The organism is Paraburkholderia sp. GAS199, from assembly GCF_050436585.1.
Taxonomy (GTDB): Bacteria; Pseudomonadota; Gammaproteobacteria; order Burkholderiales; family Burkholderiaceae; genus Paraburkholderia.
In genome coordinates this window covers 832975-857706 of sequence record NZ_JBNDMM010000003.1, presented here as the reverse complement: position 1 = coordinate 857706, position 24732 = coordinate 832975, and the positions used below count along the sequence as shown (strand labels likewise).

The window sequence follows — 24732 nt, the reverse complement described above, 5'->3', positions numbered from 1 at the left end:
AAAAGCGAGAAATGCTCCCTCGCGCACATAGCTAAAGACATGCTATCCGTCGATTCCAATATTTTACATATCGTGATGGACCGGACATCCGAGCAATCAACAATTTTAAGGTTTTGTAATAGCGTTCATCGACCGCGCTCACCTTGCAAGGGTTATGAGCAGCGTACGGAAGAACTCGGACGTCATTCGGATAGCACTAGAACGCGGCATGGATGCGTCCGGCGATTCGGCTTGAGGCTAGCACAATCTACAATGTAGCGCTCCTGCTCTAATCTCCCGCGACAGGATTACAATGCACTGCTTTCCGGAGCACTTCTTTCATCCACCTCTGCAATTGTCGGGTAAGTCGCGCCAGAGTCGGTTCAGCGCACTACATGGCGCCGTGCTCCGAACGGGAACGGTTTGCGGCTTACGCTTCCTTTTCGGACAACTCTGCGTCCTCCGCATCAACCGGAATGCGATGTCGACCATTCGCCCCGCTTTTAGACCGGAAATATGGAGCAATGTCATTATAAAGGGCGCGCCCTTTACGTCGATCTTCCTTCGACATAGGCATCGGACTCATCGCGTCGCCACTTCGGAAGGTGTACCCCCACTGCCTTGTATATAGGTCCCGATGCGGTGTATGCACGCCTGAAAGCTTCGCCAACTCTATGAGTCCAGTGCTTTGCAGCAAGGTTCGGAACTCGCCTTCATTGCTGTGTCCAAGCGCAATGTAAAAGAGGTATCTCAACTCAATATAGGTTAGTTGCGCTCGAACGACATCAAGGTAAAACTGCCGTTCTTCAGGATCCACCCCCACTGCTTCTACGTGGCGCAATAGCAGCTTGAATGACTCCACATACCGTGCATGCCGATGCATGTTCAAATAGATGGCGCGGTAGTGGGCAAATCTCAGCGCCAGGTGGACGCTCCCCGCGTCTATCCTCACACCAGCCTTCCTCAGCTTTTTGGGAATACCCTCGGAGGCCGAGAGTCCTTCGGCGCGCATGTGCTCGTCAAGTGCGACCGCCATGCGGTTTAACGCATCGATCCCATCGTATGTGCGTCCATCTCGTTTGGTCTTTAAGGCGGCAAGTGCAGCTTGGTAGATATCGAGCAGTCGAAAAAATTTCGCCTCGGACCACTCCGAATTCTGCCGCTTTCTCCCAATCGTGATCTCGTCGCGTTGATCAATAAGTTGCTGTCGCTGGAGGAAGATCGTGATGATCAATCCGGCAAATGCAAGCGAGCTAAACAGCGTGTTTAACCCTCCAAACGCGTCACCGAATTGGCCCGCCGCCTCGCCGCTTCTTCGCAGCGTTGACCAACCCGGCCAAATTACAGCGGCGTATCCTACGCACAAGCCTACGACGCCTGCGAATAGGAGACTCGACAGAATCCACCTTTTCGTTGAGACGTTCTGCCTGCGCTTTTCCGCTTCAGTAGGCGTCTGCATTTGCTCCGCCCCTCGCACCTTACTCAAAATGCATACCTCAATCTGACAACGAAATTTAGCCAGTACGCGACGCCTACGCTGCAGAGATGCCTAACTGTGCGTGACGCGCACTGCCTCAAGTGAAGCGTCCCAAATGTCACCTTAACGACGAGGCGACGAGAAACTTGAGGTCAAAGACCCAGCCATTCGGGCCGGCAGTCTTCAACCCGAGGCTTGCATCCTTACGATTTTTGAACAGAGCATTTCCCGCAGCCACGGTCGCTCGCAGTTTGCGCTACATTTGACTGCCGCTTTGATCACGCAACCAATTAGCAAAATGAGTCAAGAAATCCTGAATGCCGCCGCCATGATTGCGGCCATTATTAAAACCAATCCCGACACGTTGACCAGGGCACGCCAACAGTCCAGTTTTCCGGACATTGAGAATCTGGTCGTTAAGTCTATCGCGACCGCAAAAACACCGACAATGGCAGTCCAAGCTTATGCACGTTTCGGCGCATTAGTCCCTGATTGGAATTTCGTATACGCATCAGACAATGGTGCCCAGCTGGGATTTTCGGCAAGTCACACATTTTCGGAGGGCTCGGCTGTTCGAGGCTTGCTGTCAAAAAATAGTGTTTTCGTTCTTGACAGAGATACGAATGAGGAAATGCGAGAGGCCATCGAAGCAAAGTTGCATATCGACTACTCCATCGCGCTGGATACACAAACCGTTAGTTACCTAGAACCTTTTCTGACCGGCAACAACAGCCGCCTCCCGAAAGACTTTCTGGAGGTTTTCGAGTTTATTGCGCAAGACACTGTTTTCGTCGATCCCATTCCGTACATGATGGAGAACCTACCCAACGTTCTAGTGGAAGGTCGAAGGCCGGCGATCAGGCAAAAGCTCGTCGGTTACGAAAAATTGCGCGATATCGATGCGGAGTATTTACGAACCACGTCCTGCGTCCGATTCAGAAGTTCCGAAGAGGAGCGTAACCGCCGTGTTGACGAGCATCTTAAAGTCATGATCGAGGATGCATCAAAGCCGGCTCTTTTGAATCACGTGATCGGTAGTCGTGACGCCCTTTACTGCATCCTGTTAAAAATGACCACTATTCAACTGCGCCAGCAAAAAAAGTCGCTGGAGGAAAAGCTGGAAGAGTTCATTGAATTTCTAACCCGCCGACTGCACACCGTATTTCTTCGACTGATAGCTGTAGCTAATGAGTATTTCGTCAACGGTCAAAATTTGACGTTTTTCGGGAAAATTCAGCGAGCATCCGCCGGAAAGACGGCTGAAATGTTTGATCATTTGAAGAACATGGCGTGGGATCTTCTCCATGTGCAATGTGTTGAAGGTGCGATACCTCTTTACCGAGGCTCGTCTGCGATGCGCAAACTTTCACCCCGCTATTTTTTCCCATCGCTGTTGACATGTGATAGAAAACTGGTCGAAATCATCGATCTTTACCCACTCAAGTCATACGCATACCGGAGAAATCCGGATCGCATCGCGACGTTTCCTGAAGTCCCTGTCGATGTGAGATTGGCCAAGATAGGGAAACTAGCATCCGAAAAGCTAGACAAAGGTTTCTCTCAGGCAGAGATCAAGCGACGCGAAGCCGACCGCCGCAATGTTCGGAGGGATTTAAGCACCCTCACGCGTGAGCTGGAAAGCGAATTTGCCAAAGCTACGGTGATCAGATAAGCAAATCACGGCTGGCGGAATACGTGACACCTCTCTTCTGCGTGCAGATTGCTCTGAGGCGTATCGGCGGAGGAAATCGATATGCACGTTGCGTATCTATCCGACATAAACTGTTATGGTATCGGCGTTGCGAAGAACCGGAGTCCGCCAATGGTCCACCAAGGCCCGACCGCCATCTTTCCATAGTGCGCTCTACACCGGGAACCGAGCATTTTCCAGTATTCGGGTCCGTCTCCTGGTACTCAACGCGGAAGTGGCAGATGTTTGTGAAAGATGGCGATTACAACCTTGTCTTCTGACTCTGGCACTGGAGGATGCACGTATAACCGATTTTGGTGGAGTTCAAATTTACCATGCCATTCGCAGTAGAGCGTTCGATTCTGAACTTCAACTTCTCGGGCTGCCCGGCAAGTCCCGTCCCGATAGACATCCGGGTTCTCAGGTGCAATCTCCAGGTTTAATCCGTGAAAGCGTCGCTCGATTGTCTGGTTCGAAGGACGCATATGATGCTCCGGGCCTGCCGGCTCCCCCACTCTCAAGGCAGGAGGTGGAAACGTGAAAGCCCAGTGCCCATGATCATTCAACTTCGCAAGATAGCGACGTACGCGATCCGATAGTCTCGTGTAGCCACCTTCGAATCGTCCCAAGCCGTCCCACACGCCTTCGCAGAAAAAAAGATCGGGATACGCATGAGGAGCGAGCCGCGCAAGCGTCGCTTCGCTATCGCGCTCAATCTCAATCACACTTCTCCAGAACTCACGATGACTGCGTTCGTCCTTGACCCAATGCACGGTGGCAAATCCCGCAGCAGACTCGGTGCGCATCGGTCGGTCTCGATTTAGCGATAGACAAGCGACGGCGCGACCTGCTCTAACACTGTGGTGTGCCCAGGCAACATCACAGTTGTCGCCCGGTTCGCCGCCGTCAATCTGGATCCGGAAGTCTTCTGCTCCGGCAGGCCAGTCAACTTCATCGCCATAACGCGGGGCAGACATAAGCCATGCGGCCAGCGACTGTTGAACTTCCGCAGATAACTGTTGAGCCATGGTCCAAAGATCCTGGCCGTCCAGCATGGGCCGGCTCTGCAGGTCGTCCCCTATCCAAACCGTCTCATCGCGAGACTGTGCAGTATCAACGCGTTCGAGGAACGCGTCGATTGCTGCATCCACGTCATCAATAGCTTGTCCATCGAATTGCCACTCAGATCCGTCAACGACAAATGACATTCCTTAGCTCCGACGTCGAATTCGCCCCAGCGACGCGACGTCTATTTGAAATTGGTCAAAAAATCCGCGAGGCCAGTGAGAGATTCCACCGATGGTGGTGAACTCCAGACGGTTGACTTTAGGCTTGCCGTCGTTATCGGACTCAAAAAAATGCGCAATGGCACGGTCATGGGCGAGGTAGCCGAATTCGCCGATTGCACGTCTCATGCCGTTAAGGATATGGTCCGAGTGCGTCTCAACTATCACCTGGAGGCCCCGCCCCGCCAACCAGGCCAGGAAAACCCCCATCCGCGATTGCCCACCCGGGTGAAGATGCGCCTCGGGGTTTTCGATAATCAGAACGCCTCCGGCTGCCGCCGTAAGTCCGGCAACGACGATGGGGAGAGCGTACGAGACACCGAACCCCATATTAGGAGCACTCGCCCACTCCACCGCGTTGGGTGCGCGAAAGTACAGCGATGAGCCCAATGGCGCGCGAATTGTCGAATCCAGGACGATGGGGCGACACATCTCACTGACCCAGCGCTCAACTTCATACTTGAGAAAGTCCGCATCGGTCCCTTCCTCATCCGACCGGATGTCTCCCCTGTCAGGATGTCGTCGACCCTCATCTTCCAACGGCTTGCTTCCCAACATAGCTAGCATTTGCGCACAATGCTCCCCCTTCACCCCGACCTCAAGCTGGGTCGGCGGCAACGGGGATGTTGCGTTCACGGTGCGAGGGCCCAATCTTTCGGCAGTCAGGTAGCAGAACGACCTTGGGGCACCTGAGAAAATCTGGTCATCGAGGACAAGTGGACAATCTGTCAATGTCAGATACAACGCATCGTCCGTGTCCGCGTCCAGCCGCCACACCGAAGTAGTTCCGTCCGACGTCGCTACCCTGAATTCAATGATGTCATCAGCCTGCCAGTTGCGCACATCTTTGGTCCGCCCAAGTTCCATCCCGAATGGCTCGTTCAATCGAACTGTACTTCCGGGTGCTTTTCCTGACGCCTCCTTGGCGAGAAGAACGGATTGAATCAGCGACGTTTTGCCAGATCCGTTTGTACCGGTCAATACGGTCAGGTTGGCGAAATCAAAATCCTGCTCTCTGAAACGCTTGAACCCGGAAATCCCGAAGCTGGTAATCACCTAATTGCTCCTTCTAGCGCCGCTTTCGTTCTCATGATCCTGCGCTCAACTGCGCGTGGGTCTCCGGTACCGACCGTCACAGAACGTACGTAATCGGGATCGTCGAACAGTCTCCGAAATGCAGCCGCAATCTTCGGTTTCTTCGAGATCAGTTGCGCCGTTGGATATGCGGAAAATGCAACAGCTTGCGCTTCGAACAACGCGCGGTTGATTGGCCCCCGCTTGCGCTGACCCGAAGACGGGCGCCGGAACGCATCTTTCTCAAGGATGAAATGCGCATTCTCCATGGCCCGGTCGAAGTTATCCTTGAGCATAGTGAGTTGCGCGTCATCAATCTGACTGCCCTTCTTGGAGCGGTTATCCAACCGCCGCGTGAACTCGACAAGGAAGGAATCCAGCCCTGAAAACTGTCTGTACTCCGCGTCTGAGTACAGGTGGAATGCGCAAAATCGCAAGACAAGCTCGCGGCTCGTCATCCGACCGCTGTCGCGGACAGGTCCTTTTCCGGGATCGCGCCGCCAGAATTGTGATTCCGTCGCGCGATCAAATGACGGTAACTCCGAAAGTTCTTTCAGAAACTGGCGCGAGCGCTCCTTGCTCATCGCGTGTCGAATCTCTTGCGTAGAAAGCGGGCTGCCGAGAGTGTTGACTCGGCTGAAGATGTCGTACTTCACCTCATCAGGCGTCTGAGGTTCGATAACGTGAATCACGATCTGAGTGCCTCGAAACCTGCGCGAAGCAGAAGGATCGAGCTGCGAATACGTCAACCCATCCAGGTCATTTAAATACTGTAGGTCTTGCCCTTCAAGCCGATGACCGTCCGCCATGAAAAGAGAAACGGTTGACAGACGCTGTACTCCATCAACCACTTGATACGTTGCGTCGCTCTCCTGGTTGAAATAGAAGGCCGGCAGCGGAATGCCAAGCAGGATTGACTCAACGAGACGAGTCCGTTGCCGCCGCTTCCACACGAAATCTCGCTGGAAGTCAGGTGACAAGTCGATCTCGTTATCAGATATCTGGGTCACTACATCGCGCAGCGACAAATGGCGGGTGGTTATCCGGATTTTTCCTGGATCCCACGGTGCGGCATCGGCGTTCTGGCTTCCGGTGTCCTCGTCTTCGACTAGCTCGGGCGAGACATCCTCAGCGTTTTCGCGGTCGCTCATTTCGGAAGGGTCTGTCGGCATGGCAGTAGTTAAAAAATTCAAATATCCAAATCGTACACGATACCGGGGGCCTGACCGCGCCCAACCTGGAAAACCAGTCATACGGCCGTATGAGTGTCGCCCGTACTCAAAGATTACCCGTAAGCGGACTCACATTTCTCGTCACGGGGAAGCGCCGTTGCCGCGCAAATGCAGTGGCCTTCAGGCCAAAACCTCCTGGCACATGCGCCCAGCCACAGACGCGCCAAAACCTAAAAACTCGAATCGTTAGCATCGCGGATGGACAAACACCTTAACAACCGACAGGCAGGTGACTTGTGCCGCCCACGGCTCAACGCGCGGCCACAATCATCTTGGCGTGCATAGCGACAGGGATACTGGCCGCCGGGGAGTTCTCCCCGACGTTGGCGCTGAGTCGGCCGGGCTCTACGATGGCAGATTTAATCAAGCAGACGCGATTAGTCGCATGTCCGGAACCGGTATTATCTCTCAACGGGTTCGCATCTACGTGTTCATACGCAAACATCTTCTCAGGAGATTGCCGCCAGCGTGCGCAACGCGCGCGTCGCGTGGAACGAAACGCCTTAACTTCCATCCCAGATATCTCGTCGTTACTGCCGTTCCTGTCTCAAGCACGGTACGCGGCATTCTGTACGCGCGCTGTCGCGCCGGACCGGTCACACCGCCTGATGGTTCGCGTGAACGGTAGCGGGCTCGACTGTTATCTGTCGAATGCGGTGATGAACACACCTCGTGTCGCTCCAGCCTTGGCGACAACCGCTGCGCGCCGGATCACCGGCACACCATTGAGAAACTCAAACCCAAGCCACAGACCTTCACGTGGATTACGTTTCGCGAAGAGCGGTTTCCCTATAAGGCCTATCGCCGGCTGTGGGAACAGTTGGAGGCAAGGCTGACGCAACGCGAGGCGTCGAAAAACCTCAGTTGGATTGCTTGAACTCGCCGCGCTCGATGGAATCGGCACCGAGCTGACCGCACGCCTCAACGCGTTGCTGGTTGATGGCAAGCTGCCTGATCTGAAGGCTTTGCGTTAAAAATTTGTGTTTCGTTACGCCGATTGCTGCAAGGTCGACCTTCAGAGTCATCAGTGAACAGCTATGACGAACTGCTGGATCGCATGAGGACATGGTAATCGGGATATGCAGGAGTTGTCGCTCTTGAGTTTGCAGCTTCATGAGTTGCCGCGCCTGTCCGAACTGCCGTTCGCCATCGCGAACAAGATACCGGACGAACACCTTCAAATCCAAGGAGGTCATCAGCGACTCCAAGGATTCATCTCCTCGATATTCACATGCTTGTCCGTCTTCACCGACCCAGCCAGGTCCAGAATCGATAGACTTTTCGCGCATACGATGACGTCCCCGCCTGGGTCACATGCCACAAGGCGGGTGCCCGACCGGCGTGAAGTGCGGCTCTCAGTTCGGCAGGGACGATGCTGTCCCTTGGATGTCATGATTGATTTGGCCACTGCTAACTCCTCAATTTTCCTTTCGCCGCTCGCAAGCCGTGCCCTCCCTTTGCACGGCCACGCGCCGCTTACGGGTCGGCCGACGAATTCTGGAATGCCGACGTAAAATCAAAACGTTAGCAAGCATATTTGACGATATCACGCGGGTAGTCAGCACATGCCCGTCGTCTTCAGTCGAAAATCGTCGTATTTGGCTCCGCCCAGATAGTCGGCAACCATGCGGCAGACAGGTGCAAATCTGCACGCCCCGGGAAGTGTCTCAACAACGTCCGTGCTCGTAGACGTACTGCGCGCACGTCCAACTTATTAGGGGCGCTAGCCAATTCAATAAGGAAGTCTTGCGTGTCCAATACCGCGCGAGTGCGCTCATATGGTTGCGTCATCAATCATCCTTTCCAGGGCGCCGTTCGCTCTTGACCGGAGCCTTCCTGGATATGGAAAATCCGGACGGGCACCGGCGAAGTTATTTTGCACGCGTCGGGTCAGATTCCTACCTATCGGCAGAATCATTCGGTTGGTCGGGTTTCGGCCGGTCGAAGTCCGCCTCCGCCTCCGGAAACGGATTTCTCCAATCCGGACACAATTGCTGGGTCACGTCGCGCCAGCTCGTAATGTCCCACACCCTCGCCGCGCGATGCCACACGTAGTCCGCATCCTTGTCTAGTCCGGCCCTCCCAAGCAGATAATATTTTCGACCCGTGGAGGTCACCCCGGTCCGTGTGCGCGGATCAAAGGACACGATGGGCGTACTTACGCGACCGTAGCAATCGGAGGCGCTGAAACCAAGAAAGTGGCGCTTCCCTTTGTTGCTCTCGCGGATACACCAGCGCTCGAGAAAAATCTTTTCACCAGTCCCGGCCGGACTCGCTTGATATAGCGGCATTTCGACCCTCTTCTGCAGGTGCGGTATGGCTCAGCTCACAACGGCAAAATCAATGCATATCACACCACCGTGAGCGTCCAGATTGGATTCGCTTGTAATACTTCAGGCCCTGCGATTCGCACGAGCCACCTCCGACGCCTATTCGGAAGTTAGTCCGGTCACAAGTGAAAAACATGAGAAAACAACTCAACGAACCCTTCGCGCGGGGTTCTGCCAGTTCAGATTTCAATTACGAGTTCAGGATTGAACTGCGCGTTCTCATAAAACAAATCAGGCCTGGTTCTGTTGCGGCCGGGACGGCCTCGCGGGTTACACAGAACACGACATTTTCCTATCGAGTAGTCCGAGGTAAAGTGAATGTGGCCGTGAATCCAGAAATCCGCCTTGACAGCAAGCCGCTCGACGTTCGTCGCGTATGCGGCAGCCAGACTGTGTTCCCGCTTCGCGTGTGGAACAGACATTCCACTGGGGGCGTGATGGGTGATCACCACTGTTTTGCCAGAAAACGGCTCGTTCAGACGCTCGTTAAGCCATCGAAGCGTTTTACGCTGGTGTTGACGCGCGTCCTCTGGCTGGAAGAAACGCCGATCCGCGCGACGGATTTTTTGATGGTCAAGCATCGACATGCCGGCGGTTTTCATCGCATCGGCAAAATCGAGCGGGTACAGAAAATAGTCTGTCCACATACAGGCGCCCAAAAAACGAACCCCGCCAAGCGCCAGCATCTCGTCCTGAAGAAAATGGACCGACGTGCCCTTCGCTTTCTCGCGCAGTTCATCCACGAGCGCCGGATAAACACAGTCATAGGGCTCGTGATTGCCGTGCACGTATATCACGGGGATTTTGTAATCGGCGTAGAGACTTACCGCATCAGTCCCGTTCGCAATATCGCCCGCCAGGACAAGCACCTCGGCGTCTGAAGCGGGTTCGATAACGCTTGCGGCGCGACCACTTTCCAACTCGTGATGCAGGTCCGAAGCAATCTGCAACTTCACCGTGTTTCCTCCTCCGCGTGACGAGCACGCCTCAATCAAACGTCCTCCGCGTCCCCGGGACACCACCGGAGTGTGGTTTGCACCGTTCATGGCAAGTTGAACGCACGCAAAGACCAGCTAAATGCTCACGAGCCCGGCTCAGCTCATGCTGAATATGCCAAGTATGGAACATACGTCGCGATAGTTCAATATATATATTGATTTTTGTGGTCCAGCTAGATGCATACGGCAGCAACCGGTCCGGAGCACAACATCAAGCTGTTAAGGCCGAACCATGGGTTGCGAAACGGTCTTCGCGTGCCGGCCGGCGCTTTATCTAGCAGGCAGTATTGAGTTGGCGTTGACTGGCAACGATCTCGCAATCACGTTGCCAAAAGGCTCGCAGGAATCAGATGTTGGTGTCGATCGCTGTGGGTGAACAGCAAAGTCGGAACTCCAGGGGAATGGCCAACGCGCTGTATACCAGCGCTACTCGAAGACACTCGAGAGGATCGGTGCCGACGCCATCGATTGCAGTTGCAACGCCTGGCTTTGAGTCACGTCCGTCAACGCGAAATCATGGCGGACCGGATTCCCGAACACTTGCAGACAACGACGCGCGGCTTCTCGAAGTTGCTGAACACGGCCAGGAACTACGCAGCAGCCCCCTGCCATGTCCGCTAGCCTTGCGGATACGCCGCAATTTCAGACTTTCCATGCGTATCAGACAGTCACTTGTGCCGCACTCAATGAAACTCGACCGAAGGGGATCGGCTCGTCAGAATTGGCCCAAGCGCGGATGTCTCCCGACCGTAATTGCGATCAGTCGAGATCGCTCTACGTGGCAACATCCGACAACTAGAAATTGTATTGCAGGTACAGTTCACTAAAGTTGATGCCGGGGTTCGGATGCTCAAGACCGGCATTTGAGAGATGCTGAAATCTGAAGCCAGCCTGGTATTCCTGGTGCGATCCAAATGCGGCACCGACGCCGACCATATCCGCAAACTGGAATGATGAAGAGAAGGTCCGATCTTCTGTTTCTCTCACATGGGAAAGCAACCGCACACCCACACCTGCCTCGACGTAAGGTCGGAACCACCCTGAGCTCTTTATGAATCGCAAGACAGGGGTTATCCCGAACTCCCAGATGTTCGGATGGACGCCGCCGCTCTCGCGAATGTCCCAATACGCTGCGTGCGCTTCCCCCACAACGGTAAAATGGAATCCACCGATTTCCCACCAAGTTAGACCCGGATCCCAGACCATTCCGATGTCTGCCTTTCTCACATCGTGATCCGCTGTGCCGGCGGCAACCTGAATCCCATAATCGGAAGCATACGCATCCTGAAAGCAGGCCGCAATACAAGTGAAAGCAAATAGCGAAGTAAAACCGCGAACAATCCTGTTCTTGATTTCGGGCATGAATATCCAACGGTCGAAATAGTTGTTCTTCAGCGAAGCTATCCGCCGGCGGCACATATCTAGTTATTTCCTTGGACCTGGTTCTAGATTTTTTAGGCCACAGCCAGATCTGGACAAGCTTCCACGTACCATCCTGCGCTACAGTTTATTCGACGTAAGGAATTCGTGCTTTGAAGCCGCCGCAGGTACCGCCCTACCTGATAGGCAGACAATACGGGATCAAGTGATGAAGCTGCCTCGTTTCGTCTTCTACACCGAGTGCAAATCCCCAGATGCCTCTTTGCTTGAGCGTCAATCCGTTCGGATTGGTTTTTTTCGGCTCGTAGATGGGTATGGGAGCCCGCCTTGAACCTGGGCGACGTCCTAACCACTTGTCGAGAATGCGATGATCGGGGAAACAAAGCTCCGGGACGACGTCTCTTCGCAGCGCGTTTCGTTCAAATCGACCGTGTGATCGATTGACAGCCGGATGGATACGAATTAAAAGCACATATCCGTATCCCAGCTGTTTGGCGAGATTTCGACCAAGACTATGATCGTAGTCAATTTTCCAGGGACTGGCACCGAAGACTGATTCGGCTGTCCTGCGGTAGCCTCTATATTCAGGCCGGACATACACAAGCCTTAGAAGGCCTTGCTCGATAGCGAACGCGTTCTCGACGCTTACGCGACCAATCCTGAAGCACGTTCCGCCGATGTAGTTGTAGATATGCTCAAGCGACTGCCCAGCGATTGGCACGGCGTCTTGCCCCAGTCCCTGCAAGCGTTGCCCGATGTAGCGCCACGTGCCAGGCACAATTTCTTTTTTCAGACTGAGCATGCCTTCAAGATGTAGAAATCGATCAAGGCCAAACGCCTCGAGCTTGCCGCCTCCCCCCGTCAAAGATGGGCGTCTGGTACCAAACAACTACCACTTGCAATATAGCCGGTCGATCTCTGCAAGTCGCTCGCTACGCGCAAACTGTCTTACGCGCGAAGCTTCGGAGTCTTGCGTCTACTTCTCAGCTTTTTTCGGCTTGCGAGTGGACAGTGCACAGAAGCACAGCAGAACCAGAACAATGCCGAAAAAATACGCTACGACGGTGGCCAGATCCGAGTCCGCCATGTTAGAGCCCCATCAGGTTGTCTTCACTTCTTATCGGCAGATAGGCCGAAAATTTTAGGCATATTTCAAAAAAAATGCCGACTATGCCTGCTCGCATTCCGAAGGCAGCGGCCTCTCGACGATATAGGCGGCCTCGCTATGAGGCCGCTAGGCGGCACCGATTTTTGGCCGGGGGCACACGCGGCTAATAACCTAAAACTATCGCCGAAATTGACAGATATTAGTTGATATTGAAGGTTGATTGCCGAAAATTATGAAGAGCAAGACCCAGCAAAGGCGCATCGAGCATCCCTGCCACTAAAATGAAATGGAGGAGCACAGAACCTGACACCGGTGGCGCAACCTCCAGACACCGGAGAGACGACACTTTAGTAGTTTGACGGCGAAGCCGTGGAAAAGCCCGAGCCCGCCTGGTCGAACAGGTTACCGTCGGATTGCGGGGTGATAACGCTTAACAACTGATCATAAAGATGTTCGGGGTTCGAGCGGAAACGAAGCGCGTCGGCAATTCGTGCGAGCGCCGTGAAACCAACCATTCCCAATCCGAATCTAGCGGCCTCCTCAAGAAAAGGTTGAATCTCTGCGTCACTATGTTTTGTGACCAGCACACCAACAACTTCAAGATGTCCCAGATTCTGCTTTGCAAAGCTTTCCTTTATCCGCAGCACGCGTTGCTGAAGCTTTGAAAGCTTTTCAGAGGAATTCGTGACGACAGCGGCGCATTCAATCACAGCAATTCTGCCGGTCGGCGTCTCACAGTAGATGTCGGGAGCTTCCTGAAGGTGCGATATCTCCCCCAGATACATGCAGTTGAAGCCAAGGTCTTCCAGCGCAAGCGCGAGGATCCGTTCAAACGGATGTCCACGGCATTCGCGCGACAACAACTCCTCTTTCAGCCTCGTTAGATTGTTGTCAAATTGCGCCAGAAAAGCGGCTCGCTGGGTAGGTAAGCGAGTTGGGTCGACGATCCACCAGCGGGAAATGCTGTGGGCCGCATAGCTGAGAAAAACCTGGCAGATTGGCACGTCACCAACATCCTGCCTGAACTGCGCCGAGATCAGACCGTCCGCCTGCGGTGTCCAGTCAACCGTTTCCCCTGTCTTCGAACTCCGCGTCGCCTTCTTCCCGTCTGTCATCGTCTTCACACCAATTCTCAGCAACGCGGAGTTAATGCGTGGACTCGCCAGCACCTTAACCACTAACTCTCCACTATGAATGGTTGAGTCTGCAAGGATGGTCTCGGCCGGCCGCTGTAGCAAAATCTCAATCGCCGTCTCGGATCTTCGCAAAAGTGTGTCCGGAAGCAGATGTTCACTAAGCAGGTCGCTCAAGCCGTCGTAAGGCGTGTCGAGAGAGCGAAGTTGATGGTCTATGTCAGCGAGCACACGTCCATCAATGTTTGGTGCACGGCCACCTGACACCACGAGCGCGGGTGACCTCGCCTGACTTGGTTGATGCTGCGGAAGATTCTCTGGAAAAAAAGTCGCGTTTAACGACGATCGCTCCTCACGTGGCAGCACGTAAGTCTTCCCATCCACTTCGATGCCACCCTCGTATGCAATTTTGTCGAAGTCGTAATTGCCGTCGTTCAGCCGGAACACCTTGCGGCCAACAGTGATGCCACCAATGGCCACAGTAGATGGCTCCAGCAAAAGAGCCGGAACGCGGTCATACATGTACTGGATAATCGCCCATTGAAGCCAGCTTTGCCCCGCTGCTTCGATCGCTACGTACGACATGATGACGTGTTGCGCGGCAGTCGCCCAATCTTCCGCTATCGTCGTAAAGCGTTTGATTTCAGACTCTGAGTAAGCTGAGATGCCTGACTGACGATTACTTCCTTGCATGATGATGTTCACCTGTATGAATATTGGTTACGGTCAGCGCATCACGAAATAGGAAGCTGATGAGATACCGGCTGTCCTCTGTCCTCACCGCCCAATGCGTCCGAAGCAATCTGACTTTGACAGGGCAAACTATAAATCTGCACGGCGCCGTATTGCCAAACGTCAACACGGCGCTTCCACCTACCAATGCATCCAGCGACCTACATCAAGCCAGGATAGCTAGGTAACGACCTGCTATCGTAGTAGTGAGATGCCGTAGTTTCAACTGCTTTGCTTGAATCTAAAGCCGAGATATTCTTGATCATGCGATCAGATTGATGGACCCATGCCATGGCGCGAGGTATATATGCCTTGGGCCGCGAAACGCGCAGTCTCTCGCACGTCGTCAGTCAGAATGTGCGATGTGCATGCAATCATGCATATAAGCACCCCACCTTCACTCTTGCGAAACTTGAGTCTTGCGCTGACACAGTTCCCGACTACCGTATGAGCCGGATCCCGGTATGCATTATCGAACCTCTCGCTAAAGTTTCAGAAGATTCATGCCGATACATCAAAGGTATCCCTCATCAAGATATTGAGCTAGCGAAGCGAACTTGCGTGCCAGCTCGGTTTTCTTCTGAGGCGCCATGTTTCTGCAAAAGTGTGTGGCGTAAGTCTATGATCGGCCGTCCGAATCCGCGCGTTGCTATACGCATCAGGCAACCCACGGAAAGACACATGGTCAAGCACTACAGGCAAAGTGAACATGATGCATCGAGCGAGAATCCGGTCGTCGCAACACCACAGGGACTTCCTTCCTTGCAGGAATTTTGGGACGAGTTGGCTTCCTATGCATTCACTCCAGAGCAAGGACAGGCGGATATAGGTATCTTTCTCTGGCTGCAAGCCGTCGCGGAAAAATCGCCAACGCATCACGCGCTCATGTCGAGCTTCTGGGATGCTGCCTTTGACGGAGTGGCAAGGCCAGCGCGTCCGACAAACGGTTAATTCACTGGCGGCTTCTAGCCGCCAGTTTCTTTCAGGTGTCAAATTGAAAAAAGTGTGGAACTGGTTGATTGAGCTCTATCGTTGGGTTTGCTCCCTTACGCAGAAAAACTTGCCGCAGCCCGGCGCAACCGCAACCGCCGCACCGGCGGTGCCAAAGCCACCGAAGCCGCTCGCGCTATACGAAGGCCGCGAACTCGATTTTGACTCCGCGAAGGTCGCTTCGGCTCTGGAGCTTATGCGGCGGACAGATCCTAAAAGCGGAGAGACTACCGGCCCAAGTGAAGCTCAGGAACAACTGATATTCGCAAAAGAACGCGGAGTATCGGTCCTCGCAGGCGCCGGCTCGGGCAAATCCACCTCTCTCGTCTCGCGACTCCTGTTCATGCGACATCAACTCGACATTCCATATCCGCAAATTTCGGTGTTCACGTTCACACGCAAGTCGCGGGAAGATTTCATTGAAAAACTGGTCACCGAATCCAGTCACTGGCCAAACCCGGTCGCTCCCGATCTGGCCGAAAAAATTGTTAGAACCTTTCATTCGAAAGCGTTGGCAATGGCGCGCGGAGCGATGGATCCGAACACGCGCATTTTCGAATTTCTGGGTGCTCCACTACCTACAAGGAAAGGGTCCACAGCTTCCGATGAAGTAGCGGATTTAAAATCGACCGTGGAACCTCGTCCGGATGAATTGTCGGAAGCAGAGATGGAAGCGAACAGGCTGCCAGACGTGTTTCCTTCTGATCTTCGGCTTGAGCAGGTCCGGTTTCTGGATGCCGTGTACCGCCGTTGCTTCGCCAGTAGCCAGGAGTTCCGGGATACTGTCAAAGCGCTCCTCCGTGAGTCGGTCAGGCCAATGACTCCGCGCAACCCCGCCGACCCAGCAGTTGAAGCCGCCAAAAAGGAGATTGAGTGGCATGCAAAACACGATCAGCTACTCTTTGAACTTACTACCACGCATTGGACCAAACACGGTCAATGGCCAATCGAAGGCGTTCGGGAACTCGACGATAACGGAAAGCCATTCATGCTCGAAGCGTTCGGAACACACTTCCGCGCGCACGGATATGTGCGGCAATTGAACGCGTATATCGTGCTTGGCGTAGAGAACGGCGTCAGAAACACGCCATTGAAGCTCAAGCCGTCATACAAGGGCGTGTGGGCCAGTGTAATCGAACGGACCAAGGTCGCCGTCCTTCTTGCTTATTGCGACAAGCCTGTCATCTACGTTCGCAATGACTATCAGCTTCAGAATCTATCGCTACTGCTACGGTACGAGGCCGGCACGCAATCGACAGAGGCACCAAAGTTCAACATTGTGCCGCCGGGAGACTACGCGGACGCCCCTATAGACATTGCGCTCTACAAAACAGGAATTTTTGCGGAGAATCTGGCGCTTGATCCCCGAAAACTCCTCAACCGGACCCTTCTCCCTGCCGGGAGCGCCGAATATCAATTCGCCGCCGCCACCGCAGCTTTCTACGAGGAACTGTACCGAACGTTCGAAGCAGAACAGGTTGAGTCATTCAATCGCATCTTCTCCAAGCTTGCATCTGAAGCTGAATGGTGGCCGAAGGTGACGGGCGGAACAGCTTTGACGATGAAACATCTGCTCATCGATGAATTTCAGGACATTTCTCCTTTGATTGTTCGTTTCGTCGCCGCCATGCATAAGCGGCTTCAGACCGTGTCGAAGGGCTTTGACGCGCCAACGTTGATGTGCGTCGGGGATGACTGGCAATCCATCTACGGTTGGCGTGGCAGCTCTCCTCAGTTTTTCCTCCGCTTTGCCCAATATTTTCCTGGTGCTCGCAAAGCGGCTTATCGGCTTCGCGAAAACTACCGCTCATCCGCCGCCATTATCTCTGCCGCAGAGTCGGCGCTCAGCGACCTCGTTGAACAGTTTCCCGACAAGCAAGGCGGCATCGCAATGGGCAAACTGCGCGGCCTGAACCGTCCGGTTGCTTTGGTCGCGGAGTTCGTCACGGATGACGCTGTCGAGCTTGTGCGCACGCTTCTGGAACGACTTCCCTCAGGTGAGCGCGTGTTCGTGCTCACTCGGACAAAGACCAATCCAACCTTCACAGCTATCAAGAACGCGTTCAGGCATGAAAGCAATGACCGGCTCGTTGCTACGACTTTTCACCAGAGTAAAGGTCTGGAGGCGGAATACGTTGTGCTTGTGGGCGATATTCAGTATTCGAACGCTCACGTGTTGAGAAATGCGCTATACAGGATGGCGCGCATGGGCAACGGACGCTCGGAAACCCCATACGACGACGCCCAGCGCGACGAGGCGCGCCGCTTGGCGTACGTCGGCATAACGCGCGCGAAGAAAGTTTGCATATGGCTGTGTAAGCCACAGGATGGCGGTACGTTTAACCGGCTGCCGTCAAACGCCGGATTTTCCCGCTCGATGAAGCTAGGAGAGGTTCAAGACATGCTGGACGAACTGCTTGCGGACAAGACGCGCTCGGCGTAAAAATACGTGGCGCGGTTGCCCCATGGCGTCGCAGACATACAGTCACTCGAAGGTCGTTGCTGCTGCCTCCTGTGGTGGGGGCGGCGTCGACGGGCTTCCTCATTCCATGGACCGAGCCCCGCGAATTTTTCGCGAACGCACCTCACGCTTTGCGTCTCGGCCGCTTTGACGGCTCTCCTGCAGCGAGCACTTCGGCCTGTAGCAACAGTGCCGATACCGGTTGCTCCAGCGCAGCCGCGATGTTCTGTAACGTATCCAGCGAAACGTTGACCTGCCCCAGTTCAAGAAGCGACAGGTACTGGCCCGTGATTCCGCAGCGGGACGCGAACTCCGCCTGCGTCAAATCCCGTTCGCGACGCATGGTCCGGATGACTTTCCCGACGGGCAGGCGTTGGATCATTACCTTCCTTCTAGCCAAACTCCAGAGTTTCAGTCAACCAAAGGAAAGTCTCAACAACATATATGTTGAATTTTTCAGGAGCTCTATTGATAACGGCGCTATCAAAGGTGACTGCCCAGTGGGCGCGGCTTCCCGGCTGGCTCAACCTGAATGTGCGTCCGGCCGCCATGCCATCCGGCGGCGTTATCAATTCGGCAAAGAGGACGGCGTCTGTTCGATAATCGGCGGCAGCCGTCGCAGCGAATGGCAACCGGCGTTGGGCCCGCCGTTCTTCCCCGCATATTACGACGGCCAGCGGTAGCACGCCGCCGTTGCCTGCGCCCGTCATTCCTGGCTTCCATGTACACCGTCGGCAGTGAAAGCAAGGCACGCGAGCCGGCGACGCGTCGCCAGCTCGCACAAGACAACACCTATCGCTTGTCAAACACCGCCAATAGTTCCCCAACGACGCCTCGAGAGTCGGCGGCAGCACTTATCGACCGTCGCGCAGCGAATGTGAATATATTGGCTTATGCCTAGAGCCCCCGGGCTATAGCACAATCGTGATTGGACACGACAACCGGAATCCCCCGAGCGGCAAGCTCCCTCGCCAAATCCGCGAGTTCGCGTTGCCGGTCCATCCCGAAGCCGGCAGCAGCGTACGCCCGGAAACTCACGGCCTCATAGCGGTCGAGATGCGGAGGATCACAATAGACGACATCATCCGCTGTGGTTATCCGCATGACGTCCGCGAAATCACCGTGGAGGAATGTTGCACGCCGCGCTCTCTTTGCAAACGCAAAAATCTTGGACGTCGGGAAACGTGGTACTTGTTTTGGATGTCCGTAGGGAACGTTGAATTGTCCGGACCGGTTGTACCGGCAGAGCCCGTTAAATCCAAAACGGTTCAGATAAAAAAACTGCGCCGCACGCATCAGGACGTCGGATTCTTCGTTGAAGGCGCACCGCATCTCCTTATAACGTTCTGGCGTGCGGTAGCTCTCGTCAAAGAAGCGGGACGCTATATCGACGAATTGCTGAGGCCGCTCGGTGACAACCTGATACAGGTCAATCAGATGCCGGTTACTGCCGGAAAGGAGGTACTCTTCGAAACCTTCTGCGCTCAGGAAAATCGCCCCGCCACCAACAAATGGTTCGACCAAACGTTTTCTTGATAAAAGCGCGGGAAGTATGTGAGGAAGCAGACGGCGTTTTCCGCCCGCCCATTTTACGAGAGGCCGTGCGGCCCCGATTACCTGAGGCACTGGATGTTTTTGCATCCAACATCAAGCAAACAGGTTTTAGCCGGCTCTACGCCAGATTCAGATTTTCTGCTTACCGATTAAAAATCGATGCGTTTCGGAACTCACGTCGCCCCGACCGAAAGCGCATCGGATTTGCGATCGGCTGGCTTTCGGCTTTTGCCGCACTTGCGGGTGGCCGCCGCGCCGCTGCCGTGACACTGGCAGGCCATGCAAGAAATCGATACAATCCGCGTCACTTAGCATGTCGCCCGGGGTCCGCGTCGACCAGCGTTCACCCGTAACTGTGTCGAAGTGCGCTGTGTTAACGCAATGTCCGACGCTCGCCCCTTTCCCTTAATCAGAGATGACGAACGAGAACTCAGCGGCGCAGTTGGTCAGCACCGAAAACGCCGCTGGCAGCGCACCAAAGGTTCCGCGCAAGGAGCTTTTGCCAGGGAATCGGACGGTTATTACCGATCTCTATATCGCAGGAGCTATCACGAATGAACGCACCGATTATGCTTTCAAGGTGTACGTCCGGCTGAATGGCAGAAATCAGAGTATGCGGAAAGTATCGTTTCAGCACAGCGTGTTTGAAAGTTGCTACTTTAACAACTGCACGTTCGATTCCTGTGACTTCACGGGATGCCGGTTTGTCGGATGCAATTTTCATCAGTCAGCTTTTACCGGCTGCGATTTCAGGTACGCGATTTTTGAACGCTGTCAGATTGACGACGATATTCTTCAACGGGAAGCGCCTCGCGAGGAGAACCTGAAAATGCGGTTCGCCCGGACGCTGCGCATGAATTTTCAGCAGATGGGTGATGCAAAAGCAGTAAACAAGGCGATTTCGCTTGAGCTGGAGGCAACCGAAGGGTACCTGAAGAAGTCCTGGTCGTCGCAGGAAAACTACTATCAGAAAAAGTATTCCGGCTGGAAGAAAGTTCGACAGTTTTTGAAGTGGAGCGACTTTAAGATTTTGGATTTCATTTGGGGAAATGGGGAGAATATCCTCAAACTGATGCGCTCCATTTTTCTGGTGCATCTACTCATTGCGCTATACGACGTTTGCCAGTTCGGAAACGCATGGGATCTGAAGAGCTTTGCAGTGAGCCTTGCCGCGTCGCCTGGAGTTTTTTTCGGTATCGTTAATCTGCACACGTACCCGGTCTGGATTTCGTCTGTCATTGCAGCAACTCGCCTGGTCGGATTTGCCTTCCTGACGGCGATTCTCGTGAAACGGTTCGGGAGACGGTGATGCATATTTACGCCTTCGGTTCCGTATGCCGTGGTGAAATTGACTTCGGTTCTGACGTCGACCTGCTTGCCTGTACCGATGGACCCGCTTCGCACATCGATCCGCAAAAGTATTCGATTTACCGCTACGAACGGCTGCGCGCGATCTGGGAAGAAGGAAATCCATTTGCTTGGCATCTGCATCTCGAATCGAAGCTGCTGTTCTCATCCGACGGCCTCGATTTCCTGACCCGTCTCGGACAACCCGCACCATACCGTGCAGCTTCTGCCGATCTGGACAAATTCGCACGGCTTTTTGAACGCTCCCATCACGAGTTGCAGAACTCGTCAAATAGCGCAGTCTTTCACCTGTCCTGCATGTTCCTCGGTGTGCGCAACTACGCGACCTGCTATTCGCTCTCAAGCGGACATCCGGTATTTTCGAGAAATTCACCGCTGATGGTGCAGCCAACCCTTCAAATCGATCCTGCCGCATACTCGATACTTGCACGTGCTCGGCTGCTGTCAACGCGCGGCCATGGCGAGAACATTCTGCCGCAAGACGTGTCCGCAGTCATTGAGGCGGCGGCTGTAGTTCCTTCGTGGATGGAAAACCTGAAGAGTAGAATTAAAAATGAGTGAATTTAACAACCGTATCGACGCGCAGCGCAGTATCCTGCACGTCGTGAACAGCGGGCACTGGGAAGAAGAGCTTTTTGGTCTCTCGAGAGGCTCAATCGACCGCTGGATGCGCATCAACAAGATCGCGCCGTCGAACGAGCTGGCGCAGGCGGTCTACGAAGCCGCTGATAAGCTGTTTTTTCTGGCAAACAAAAGCCAAGAGCAAATAACTGAGGAATATCAACTACTTTCGCTCGCAGTTTCTAACCTTACCCGGCGTATCGAAGACATTGTGGATAGGCACATAATTGCGTACGCGAAGCATGAGAAGAATTAGGCGCCGTTCTACTGATTACCCGGAAACCGAGTCCACGATGCGTTTGTTCTCGCGCCCGAACTTCGCCAGGCATTGCAAAAGTCCGTTCGTGGGACAGGTTGGGAAGGGCAGAGTCATCGTAAATGTCGTCCGGCGCGTCACATGAAGAACGACGAATACTTGTGCTTCGTTAATCCATTGAGCATGTTGCGGCTACCGCTTTTGGTTCGGCAAGCCACCAAGCAAGACGCGCGCTGATTGAGGGATTTCGAACGATACACTCAGCATAGGTGAAAGCGCCTGCTTGACCAGCGGATTCCGTACGTTGAACCGCCCCGGGGAATCGTAGAGGCTGGTTGGTTTAAATTGATACGGGTTCAGTGGCAGCTGTTTCAAGTTGCCGATAGTAGCTTGCCTCAGCTTGAGGCGGGCGGAATAGCCGAGACGTTTCGTCAATCGATGATGATTGAACCAGGTCACCCACCCCCGGCGTTGCCAATTCAACAAATTCCCGCGTTTCCAGGCGCGGCGATGAATCAGTTCAGCCTTTTACAAGCCGTTGATCGTTTCGACCAAGGCGCTGTCATCGCTGTCGCCCCGGCTGCCGACCGACGGTTCGACCCCCGCTTCGACCAGCCGTTCACTACAGCGAATGCTGACGCATCGCGACCCTCTGTCCGAATGGGATCAAAGTCCCGTCGTCGCCCATGCGTCCCGCGTAAAGCGCCTGTTCAAACGCATCTAGAACGAAGTCCGTGGTCATCGAAGTACTGACCCGCTAGCCGACCATACGGCGATCGAACATCAAGCCGCGCAAACCCAGTTGCTTCGTCAACCGTTCGACCATGCAGCGTGGCACCGCGATACGCTCCCGATTCATCTGCTTCCAGACTTTATCGGCGCCGTAGACCTGCTTGTTGGCCCGCTATACACTCTCGATCCCCGGCCGCAGATGTTGGTTTCGAATTGCGCGAACAGAGCGCCGCAACGGATCACGAAGCTGTGCAGCATGGCGTCGGTAGCCCGACGGGGCAAACCGCAAGACCTTGCGGATAGGCTAAACCCCGAAGGCGTCGCGATGCTGATCGATATAGAGCTTCAGAACTTGAAACGGCGGTCGAGCTCCGCCTGGGCGAAAAAAATGCGCTCGCGACCATTAGAATTTCGTTGGCACGACGCAAATCCTTGACTTTGCGCTCCGGGGCTTTGAAGCGCTCGCGCGTATCTCAGGTCACGCCATCGCGCTCACCATGGTCGACTTGGTCGCGCTCGACCCACTCGTGCAGTGTCTGCGCTGTGCAGCCGATCATAGCCGCAATTGATTCGACCGCCGCCCACATCGACGGAAGTTCGCTACGCTGCTCGCGCACGAGACGCACTGCGAGCTACCGGACTTCCGGAAAAAGCTCGGTTACCTTCCTGTTCACTACTCCACTCTCAAGGGTTGGAGCCTCCACAAAATCTGGGGCGGTTCACAGTGCCGATAAGCACAAGTTTCTCTGGCCTTAGCCATTCAATATGCAAATGGACTCACACGAACGCGTAGCCAGCGTTGACCAGCACTATCCATGCAGTCACCGAATTCCATTGATACATGCTTCTCGCATCGGCTAACTCTATCGAATGAGAGCATTGAGTTCAGTGCAGAAGTAGTGGACGGCCTCGACCACACCGCACGCAGGATAGCAAAAGCGTCATCGAGATCCCAACAGCCACCCGCAAGATGCCCTCGTGCTATACAAACGGGCATGTATATGCACACCTCCAGTCGAGCGAATATCACAGAAATTGGTCGAGCAGGCTTGGGGTGGCTTCCGGATTTCAGCACTGTGACGTCAGTCTATCTTCAGAATTCGTGGACAACGTACTGTCGTCTTTTTGGCTTACGAACCGAAATAAACCGGCTTCATTCCGTCATTCGGATCAGGCCGCACTGAACCTTGAATCTTATGACCTAGATGGGCGAGAGTGGTGTCGAACGACCGAAGCAAATGGTGAGTGCCAGAAGCTGAAGTGCCATCGGTGACGCCACCAACTCCGGTCGACGAAGTGTTATCGGAATCTACGTTTGCTTGCGCTCCGTGCAAATCAGAAGGAGCAGCCACTCCGTTTGCTTGAGCGAACGATGAAACAGCGGGAATTGCAAGAGCAGCAGCAACGATGAGAGACTGAGCGAGCTTCATAATGCTTACCTCTAGACTTGGTTTCTTCGCAAACGACCGCTTGCGTTTCAGTTGTTGCAGTCTAGGCCGATGCTGACTTGAAATTAAGCATCCACGAAACAATACAATGTTGCCGATCTAGGTATAAACCCCAATCGGACGCGTGCCAAGCGATCGATAGCTCAACACTTGCGATCTGGGCTGATGCAATATCCCATTATCTAGCAGCTGCTCTCTCGCTGTCGCCCTGCTTCCGGAACGGACTTGCGAAACATCAGGGCTGAGTTGTCTGAACAGCTTGCGCGTCGGGTCCCGTGTTTTGATGCCATGATGACTACCTCGCTACCCGTGCTATTCATTTGTGACACCACAGCCCTTCTTCGTCGCGCCGTGAAAAATACCGACGCAATGCAAACATGCATTACATCGCAATGCTATCGAGAACTTCCTCAACTATCTGCGCTGGCGACAGCGTAATACTCACTGCTATAGCTTCTTCCGGTCCCGGCGGTTCAAGCGTTTCGAGCTGGCTATTGAGCAGCGACGGGTCGAAAAAGTGACGCGTACGCGTTTTGATCCTCTCACTTAGGACCTCCAGCGTTCCTTGCAGGTAGACAAATGTTACATCCTTATCGCCGTCACGAAGGACATCGCGGTAAGCGCGTTTCAGGGCTGAGCACGCATATACATGCGGCATCGCGTCGCCCTGTTTTCTAACAATCGATTGACGAATTGCCCGTAGCCATGGCCATCGGTCATCATCGGTTAACGGTATCCCTTCGTGCATCTTGTCCTTGTTTGACTGGCTATGAAAGCTGTCTGCATCTTCGAAGTCACAACCGAAGCGTTTAGCCAATGCCTCCCCGATTGTCGTTTTTCCGCATCCCGACACACCCATCACGATGAAGATCACCTGAACCCC

At 54.2% G+C, this 24732-nt stretch carries 21 protein-coding genes, 1 pseudogene and 1 other annotated feature; of the genes and pseudogenes, 6 read left to right on the top strand and 16 right to left on the bottom strand.

Features of this window, described 5'->3' with window-relative positions; translation table 11 throughout:
- Positions 1–409 precede the first annotated feature (409 nt).
- Complete coding sequence (locus P3T18_RS15455) at positions 410–1438, bottom strand: hypothetical protein (RefSeq protein ID WP_429300786.1); 1029 nt, start codon at positions 1436–1438, stop codon at positions 410–412.
- Between the two features lie 316 nt (positions 1439–1754).
- Between P3T18_RS15455 and P3T18_RS15450 the strand changes: the two genes are divergently transcribed.
- Positions 1755–3128, top strand: coding sequence for a hypothetical protein (locus tag P3T18_RS15450; protein WP_429300785.1), 1374 nt, complete (start codon positions 1755–1757; stop codon positions 3126–3128).
- Between the two features lie 242 nt (positions 3129–3370).
- On the opposite strand, the gene P3T18_RS15445 is transcribed toward P3T18_RS15450, so the two are convergent.
- The 9 genes from P3T18_RS15445 to P3T18_RS15405 all read right to left on the bottom strand — a co-directional run bounded on the left by P3T18_RS15445 (position 3371) and on the right by P3T18_RS15405 (position 14380).
- Entirely contained in the window at positions 3371–4354 is a 984-nt protein-coding gene (locus P3T18_RS15445) for a hypothetical protein (RefSeq protein ID WP_429300784.1), read from the bottom strand.
- 3 nt (positions 4355–4357) lie between these two features.
- Complete coding sequence (locus P3T18_RS15440) at positions 4358–5488, bottom strand: DUF3696 domain-containing protein (protein ID WP_429300783.1); 1131 nt, start codon at positions 5486–5488, stop codon at positions 4358–4360.
- A complete protein-coding gene (locus P3T18_RS15435) occupies positions 5485–6657 on the bottom strand; it encodes a DUF262 domain-containing protein (protein ID WP_429300782.1) in 1173 nt (390 codons plus the stop codon). Before P3T18_RS15435 ends, P3T18_RS15440 begins: the two co-directional genes overlap by 4 nt.
- Positions 6658–7598: 941 nt before the next feature.
- Positions 7599–7934 carry a hypothetical protein gene (locus tag P3T18_RS15430; RefSeq protein ID WP_429300781.1) on the bottom strand — a complete coding sequence of 112 codons (336 nt, stop codon included), beginning with the start codon at positions 7932–7934 and terminating at the stop codon, positions 7599–7601.
- 382 nt (positions 7935–8316) lie between these two features.
- Positions 8317–8529 carry a BPSL0761 family protein gene (locus tag P3T18_RS15425; protein ID WP_429300780.1) on the bottom strand — a complete coding sequence of 71 codons (213 nt, stop codon included), beginning with the start codon at positions 8527–8529 and terminating at the stop codon, positions 8317–8319.
- A gap of 718 nt (positions 8530–9247) precedes the next feature.
- On the bottom strand, positions 9248–10024 hold the full coding sequence (locus P3T18_RS15420) for a metallophosphoesterase (RefSeq protein WP_429300779.1): 777 nt from the start codon (positions 10022–10024) through the stop codon (positions 9248–9250).
- An 837-nt stretch (positions 10025–10861) separates the two neighbouring features.
- Positions 10862–11428 carry an acyloxyacyl hydrolase gene (locus P3T18_RS15415; protein WP_429300778.1) on the bottom strand — a complete coding sequence of 189 codons (567 nt, stop codon included), beginning with the start codon at positions 11426–11428 and terminating at the stop codon, positions 10862–10864.
- 193 nt (positions 11429–11621) lie between these two features.
- Positions 11622–12248 (bottom strand): hypothetical protein, encoded by a 627-nt coding sequence (locus P3T18_RS15410; RefSeq protein ID WP_429300777.1) that lies wholly within the window; start codon positions 12246–12248, stop codon positions 11622–11624.
- Between the two features lie 653 nt (positions 12249–12901).
- A complete protein-coding gene (locus P3T18_RS15405) occupies positions 12902–14380 on the bottom strand; it encodes a hypothetical protein (protein ID WP_429300776.1) in 1479 nt (492 codons plus the stop codon).
- 720 nt (positions 14381–15100) lie between these two features.
- Here P3T18_RS15405 and P3T18_RS15400 point away from each other — a divergent pair.
- Positions 15101–15370 carry a hypothetical protein gene (locus P3T18_RS15400; protein WP_429300775.1) on the top strand — a complete coding sequence of 90 codons (270 nt, stop codon included), beginning with the start codon at positions 15101–15103 and terminating at the stop codon, positions 15368–15370.
- Positions 15321–17852 (top strand): UvrD-helicase domain-containing protein, encoded by a 2532-nt coding sequence (locus P3T18_RS15395; protein WP_429300774.1) that lies wholly within the window; start codon positions 15321–15323, stop codon positions 17850–17852. Before P3T18_RS15400 ends, P3T18_RS15395 begins: the two co-directional genes overlap by 50 nt.
- Positions 17853–17994: 142 nt before the next feature.
- Here the strand turns inward: P3T18_RS15395 and P3T18_RS15390 are convergent, their stop codons facing one another.
- The 3 genes from P3T18_RS15390 to P3T18_RS15380 form a co-directional block, all read right to left on the bottom strand.
- Positions 17995–18252, bottom strand: coding sequence for a helix-turn-helix domain-containing protein (locus P3T18_RS15390; protein ID WP_429300773.1), 258 nt, complete (start codon positions 18250–18252; stop codon positions 17995–17997).
- A 10-nt stretch (positions 18253–18262) separates the two neighbouring features.
- Positions 18263–18580: a hypothetical protein gene (locus tag P3T18_RS15385; RefSeq protein ID WP_429300772.1), complete on the bottom strand. Its 318-nt coding sequence runs from the start codon at positions 18578–18580 to the stop codon at positions 18263–18265.
- 187 nt (positions 18581–18767) lie between these two features.
- Positions 18768–19511, bottom strand: a complete 744-nt coding sequence (locus P3T18_RS15380) for a DNA adenine methylase (RefSeq protein ID WP_429300771.1) — start codon at positions 19509–19511, stop codon at positions 18768–18770.
- A 328-nt stretch (positions 19512–19839) separates the two neighbouring features.
- Here P3T18_RS15380 and P3T18_RS15375 point away from each other — a divergent pair, with 328 nt between their 5' ends.
- The 3 genes from P3T18_RS15375 to P3T18_RS15365 are packed head-to-tail and all read left to right on the top strand — an operon-like array spanning position 19840 to position 21669.
- On the top strand, positions 19840–20733 hold the full coding sequence (locus P3T18_RS15375; RefSeq protein ID WP_429300770.1) for a pentapeptide repeat-containing protein: 894 nt from the start codon (positions 19840–19842) through the stop codon (positions 20731–20733).
- Positions 20733–21353 carry a nucleotidyltransferase domain-containing protein gene (locus P3T18_RS15370; protein WP_429300769.1) on the top strand — a complete coding sequence of 207 codons (621 nt, stop codon included), beginning with the start codon at positions 20733–20735 and terminating at the stop codon, positions 21351–21353. The genes P3T18_RS15375 and P3T18_RS15370 overlap by 1 nt, the downstream gene beginning before the upstream one ends.
- A complete protein-coding gene (locus tag P3T18_RS15365; RefSeq protein ID WP_429300768.1) occupies positions 21346–21669 on the top strand; it encodes a hypothetical protein in 324 nt (107 codons plus the stop codon). Before P3T18_RS15370 ends, P3T18_RS15365 begins: the two co-directional genes overlap by 8 nt.
- A gap of 340 nt (positions 21670–22009) precedes the next feature.
- On the opposite strand, the pseudogene P3T18_RS15360 reads toward P3T18_RS15365, so the two are convergent.
- From P3T18_RS15360 to P3T18_RS15350, 3 genes and pseudogenes are all read right to left on the bottom strand, one after another.
- Positions 22010–23027: pseudogene (locus tag P3T18_RS15360) on the bottom strand (IS3 family transposase).
- Positions 22676–22792: a sequence feature (AL1L pseudoknot), on the bottom strand. It overlaps the preceding pseudogene by 117 nt.
- Before the next feature lie 504 nt (positions 23028–23531).
- Complete coding sequence (locus P3T18_RS15355) at positions 23532–23831, bottom strand: hypothetical protein (protein WP_429300767.1); 300 nt, start codon at positions 23829–23831, stop codon at positions 23532–23534.
- A gap of 400 nt (positions 23832–24231) precedes the next feature.
- Complete coding sequence (locus P3T18_RS15350) at positions 24232–24723, bottom strand: gluconokinase (protein ID WP_429300766.1); 492 nt, start codon at positions 24721–24723, stop codon at positions 24232–24234.
- Positions 24724–24732 lie beyond the last annotated feature (9 nt).

Excerpts from the sequence above, each read along its gene's own strand:
- P3T18_RS15415 (WP_429300778.1), bottom strand. The coding sequence starts at position 11,428 with ATGCCCGAAATCAAGAACAGGATTGTTCGCGGTTTTACTTCGCTATTT.
- P3T18_RS15455 (WP_429300786.1), bottom strand. The coding sequence starts at position 1,438 with ATGCAGACGCCTACTGAAGCGGAAAAGCGCAGGCAGAACGTCTCAACG.
- P3T18_RS15380 (WP_429300771.1), bottom strand. The coding sequence starts at position 19,511 with ATGCAAAAACATCCAGTGCCTCAGGTAATCGGGGCCGCACGGCCTCTC.
- P3T18_RS15450 (WP_429300785.1), top strand. The coding sequence starts at position 1,755 with ATGAGTCAAGAAATCCTGAATGCCGCCGCCATGATTGCGGCCATTATT.
- P3T18_RS15395 (WP_429300774.1), top strand. The coding sequence starts at position 15,321 with ATGCTGCCTTTGACGGAGTGGCAAGGCCAGCGCGTCCGACAAACGGTT.
- P3T18_RS15405 (WP_429300776.1), bottom strand. The coding sequence starts at position 14,380 with ATGCAAGGAAGTAATCGTCAGTCAGGCATCTCAGCTTACTCAGAGTCT.
- P3T18_RS15390 (WP_429300773.1), bottom strand. The coding sequence starts at position 18,252 with ATGATCCAACGCCTGCCCGTCGGGAAAGTCATCCGGACCATGCGTCGC.
- P3T18_RS15375 (WP_429300770.1), top strand. The coding sequence starts at position 19,840 with ATGACGAACGAGAACTCAGCGGCGCAGTTGGTCAGCACCGAAAACGCC.
- P3T18_RS15445 (WP_429300784.1), bottom strand. The coding sequence starts at position 4,354 with ATGTCATTTGTCGTTGACGGATCTGAGTGGCAATTCGATGGACAAGCT.
- P3T18_RS15385 (WP_429300772.1), bottom strand. The coding sequence starts at position 18,580 with ATGACGGGCGCAGGCAACGGCGGCGTGCTACCGCTGGCCGTCGTAATA.
- P3T18_RS15365 (WP_429300768.1), top strand. The coding sequence starts at position 21,346 with ATGAGTGAATTTAACAACCGTATCGACGCGCAGCGCAGTATCCTGCAC.
- P3T18_RS15425 (WP_429300780.1), bottom strand. The coding sequence starts at position 8,529 with ATGACGCAACCATATGAGCGCACTCGCGCGGTATTGGACACGCAAGAC.
- P3T18_RS15370 (WP_429300769.1), top strand. The coding sequence starts at position 20,733 with ATGCATATTTACGCCTTCGGTTCCGTATGCCGTGGTGAAATTGACTTC.
- P3T18_RS15435 (WP_429300782.1), bottom strand. The coding sequence starts at position 6,657 with ATGAGCGACCGCGAAAACGCTGAGGATGTCTCGCCCGAGCTAGTCGAA.
- P3T18_RS15410 (WP_429300777.1), bottom strand. The coding sequence starts at position 12,248 with ATGCTCAGTCTGAAAAAAGAAATTGTGCCTGGCACGTGGCGCTACATC.
- P3T18_RS15430 (WP_429300781.1), bottom strand. The coding sequence starts at position 7,934 with ATGACCTCCTTGGATTTGAAGGTGTTCGTCCGGTATCTTGTTCGCGAT.
- P3T18_RS15400 (WP_429300775.1), top strand. The coding sequence starts at position 15,101 with ATGGTCAAGCACTACAGGCAAAGTGAACATGATGCATCGAGCGAGAAT.
- P3T18_RS15355 (WP_429300767.1), bottom strand. The coding sequence starts at position 23,831 with ATGAAGCTCGCTCAGTCTCTCATCGTTGCTGCTGCTCTTGCAATTCCC.